This window comes from Yeosuana sp. (assembly GCF_057126245.1).
Genome location: NZ_DBNGMQ010000094.1, coordinates 1 through 3,613 on the forward strand (window position 1 = coordinate 1; position 3,613 = coordinate 3,613).

General features: G+C 30.2%; 5 protein-coding genes. All 5 read right to left on the reverse strand.

Features of this window, described 5'->3' with window-relative positions; genetic code table 11:
• Positions 1-788 (reverse strand): hypothetical protein (locus tag AC15TD_RS13105; protein WP_484452606.1); only part of this gene is annotated, 788 nt, incomplete at its 3' end.
• 319 nt (positions 789-1,107) lie between these two features.
• The gene (locus tag AC15TD_RS13110) at positions 1,108-1,485 is read right to left on the reverse strand and encodes a hypothetical protein (protein ID WP_484452607.1); all 378 of its coding nucleotides are present in this window, start codon (positions 1,483-1,485) and stop codon (positions 1,108-1,110) included.
• Positions 1,486-1,713: 228 nt separating this feature from the next.
• A complete protein-coding gene (locus tag AC15TD_RS13115) occupies positions 1,714-2,397 on the reverse strand; it encodes a hypothetical protein (RefSeq protein ID WP_484452608.1) in 684 nt (227 codons plus the stop codon).
• A 423-nt stretch (positions 2,398-2,820) separates the two neighbouring features.
• Positions 2,821-3,066, reverse strand: coding sequence for a hypothetical protein (locus AC15TD_RS13120; RefSeq protein ID WP_484452609.1), 246 nt, complete (start codon positions 3,064-3,066; stop codon positions 2,821-2,823).
• 268 nt (positions 3,067-3,334) lie between these two features.
• A partial coding sequence (locus AC15TD_RS13125; protein WP_484452610.1) for a hypothetical protein occupies positions 3,335-3,613 on the reverse strand: 279 nt, incomplete at its 5' end.

The window sequence follows — 3,613 nt, forward strand, 5'->3', positions numbered from 1 at the left end:
AAAGCAACAAATTTCTTAGAGGCTACTTCTTTAACTCTAATTTTTTTCACATAATTATATGATGGGCTTGACTCTATTAATAATTTTAAATAAGAATAATCAGAATCTTCATCAAAATCATCTAAAGCCTCCTGTGCTTCTTCATAAAAGGTAATAGCACGTCTTACTCTGTGACGTGTTTCTATAGAATTAGCGTTTAATGTCACTTCATCCAACTTATTTTCCATAAGCCCAAAGCCCATATCCGGATCGTTAACAAGCCTTCTAAGTCTACTGTCTTGCTCAAATAATACAATCCCTATAAAATAATTATCATATAAGGTTAGTGCAGCTCCTAATGAAAGCATTAATCCTTTTAGCCTTAATTTTTTGTCAATATTAAAATTATCAAGGGTAGCATCTTCAACATCAACAGCACATTCATAAGCATTAGCTAAGGTCAGCAAATCTTCTCTAATTTCGAGATAGCTTTCCGAACCTTGTTTTAAAATCAATAAATCTCTACTACTTATTGGAGCATCTTTATCCATATTTAATTGGCTCACAACTTCAAGCATTTCAGTTCTTGCTGCCAAACTATATTCTACCAATAGCTGAAGTTTATCATAATCTTCTTGAAAAATTGAATCTGGTTGAATCCCATTTTCTAACTTAATCAGCAAGCTATTAAAGCATTCTAGCTCTCTGCCTTTATTGTTAGCTACAATTTTAGAATAGGTGTAAGCAGAAGTTCCAAGTATAATTATAAGAAGTATGATAGATACTTTTTTGATTGTTTTTTTATTCATATAATTAGATTAGTTGATACACATTTAAAAAGAGGTTTTTAAAGACACTAAATTTGTGACTTCACCAAGATACAAACTTGTAAGTAAAGTTTAAAAAAAATATTTTATTTCTTGAACTATGGATCCAAAAACAAAAAAGTCCAACATTTCTGTTGGACTTTTCTTCTATCAAGATCCCCCTAATATTTTTTTGTCGAACCAATTTAATAAAGAGTTAATGAGGTTTGCTTTATTCTTCGATATTAACAGGAAATGTTTTTTGGCATATACTAGTAGTAGAAAGTTTTAAAATATTGAACAAAACCTACTTTTTAAATGATTAAAGAATGGTCATGTTCATTTCATTAAATCCAATACTGAGTAATTGACTGCGATTAATATTATGAATAAGTGTTGTGTCCACTCTAACCCAATAACGAAATCCTGGTTCTAGATTTTCAAAAAAAGCAAATCCATCACTGTTGGTACTTTGGGGAAAAGTTACAGCGTTAACTTCATTTAATGCATCTTCCTCTGTATCGTATATGGCTACTTTAAGTCCACTTCTTGGGTTTCCTGATAAGGTACCTGAAACATATACTTCGAGGTCTGCAAATTGAAAGACGTTATCTAAAGAATCTTCTACCTCACATGAAAAAATTGTAAAAAGCAGACCGCATGACAATGCGAAATTTAAAATTTTGTTGATAAATATCATATTAATAATGAGTTATGGTGTATTTTGTTTCTATTAAATTAACTGATTCATCATGACTTTTAAAACATTGATTTCATCAATATATAAAATATTATCAATTAACTACTTATCGAAGTTTTCTGTATTCATTAATTTTTCATTTTCATCGTAATATTTCTAAACTCCAGAAAACTGTCCTTTTTTAAATTGTCTAATTTCACTTAATTGTCCATTGTCATAATAATGCTTTCATTTTTTGCGGATTCCAACTAATACTATTAAGATGGCGATAGTTTGAAATGAAAAGGGAATTACATATAGTACTGAGGATAATGAACCAAACACGGTGCCCCACAACCCATAGCGATTATAACTCATGTATTTAATTTCATTGTTCAATCTCAGGGTTATTATCAAGGCAAGTAAACTAAATACTATGATGAATACGATTTTTATCACGGGGGGGCGCTCTGCATTTTGCAATTTGAAAATCAGTATACCAATGGTAGTAACCAATAATAGAAAGTAACCTATGAAACCGAAGTTATTGATACGACCCTGTATTGTCTTGTACAAAGGAGCAGAGTTTTTAGGTTTTGAACTTATTGGTATGATTTCATTTCCATTACGATCCCAGAATTTATGGTAAGGTATATTATTAACTTCTCCCATTTCCTCCTTTATACTACCATCTTCATACCAATGCGTTTCAATATCATTCTCATAATCATAGTGCGATAGTTTTTGTCCGGTACTACTGTAATTGGTCGAGCTAATCTGTACCCATTCAACCCCTTGAAGGGCATAAGTTTCTTCAAGTTGGTGATCTTTAAAAGAATCCCAACGTGCGTAGATTACCTCTTTACCATTAGTATACGTCTGCACTTCACCTACGAATTTACCACGCAATCCAATACCGTATGAGTAAATCACTACCCCTGTGAAGGGCTCTTCAGATCCAATTTTATATAGTAATTTTCCTTTTATTTCAGTTTGATTTTTTTCTAATGTATCCATGGTTTGATTGACTTGACCCATTAACAGATAGGGGAGGATTAGAAAAATTAATTTGAGAATTTTCATGCTAGTCTTGGTTGATTAATTATGTTTTTAGCCTGATGAATGCCTATGAAGGAACAAACACAATTGTGTGTATTTCCATTATATTTATTCCGCTAAAAATAAATAAAATTCTTTTAAAACGAATTTAGATAAATACTTATCCAGACTATGACCATATTTAAAACTTCTAACTATTGTTATGGTGTTATGTTTAGCATCATGAACAACCTTAACAAAAATTTATCTATTGTATAAAAGTTGACTATTTTGGTATAAGGAGAGATTGCATATTAATTAAAACTCAAAATGATTGTATTTCTTCTCTAAAGTTTTGATTTTATTTAAAATATAGTCGGCGTTTTTATCCATCCATTTTCTTTGTTCTTCATCAGCTATCAAATATTGATTCGTATACAATGAATACGTATTATTTACTTGTTCAGAATCTTTCAAATTTTTAAGTTCATCTAATTTTTCCAGAAAAGCACTATTAATTTTAGACATAGCATAGATATTTAATCTTTTGTTTAAATTACTCATATTTTGTTGTTTTTCCTAGATAAAAATCATTCCAATGAACATTAATTATTTATTGCACAATACAATAAATAATCTAAAGGAAAATGATACAGAATACCGCAGTTTCTATTTGAAATTTTGCAGCATACTTATCAAGACTCTGACCGTATTTGAAACTTCTTACTTCTGTAATAAGATTATACTCTGCATCATAGTCAATTTCAACCGTTACTTTGTTACTTTAATTTTCGGTATATGGTCATTTTTCTTAATCCAAGCCATTAAGCTGTCAATGTGTAGCTATATAAGTTTTCAATTCTTTTCCTGTCAATAATTTTATGTTTTGCAACCATTCAAGTTTTTCAGGTGTCATGAATTGTTCCCAATTTTTATTTTTTACAACATACTCGACTTTCCAAAGCGTATACTGAAATAAAGTTGATTTTGGAGGTGAAAGAATTACCGACCATTCGGCTTGAAAATCAAATATTCCACAGGCTTCAGTAATTGCCTGATATACTATTGAATGTCTTGAATCTTTCAAGATTTCAGTTGTATTTTTACCAGG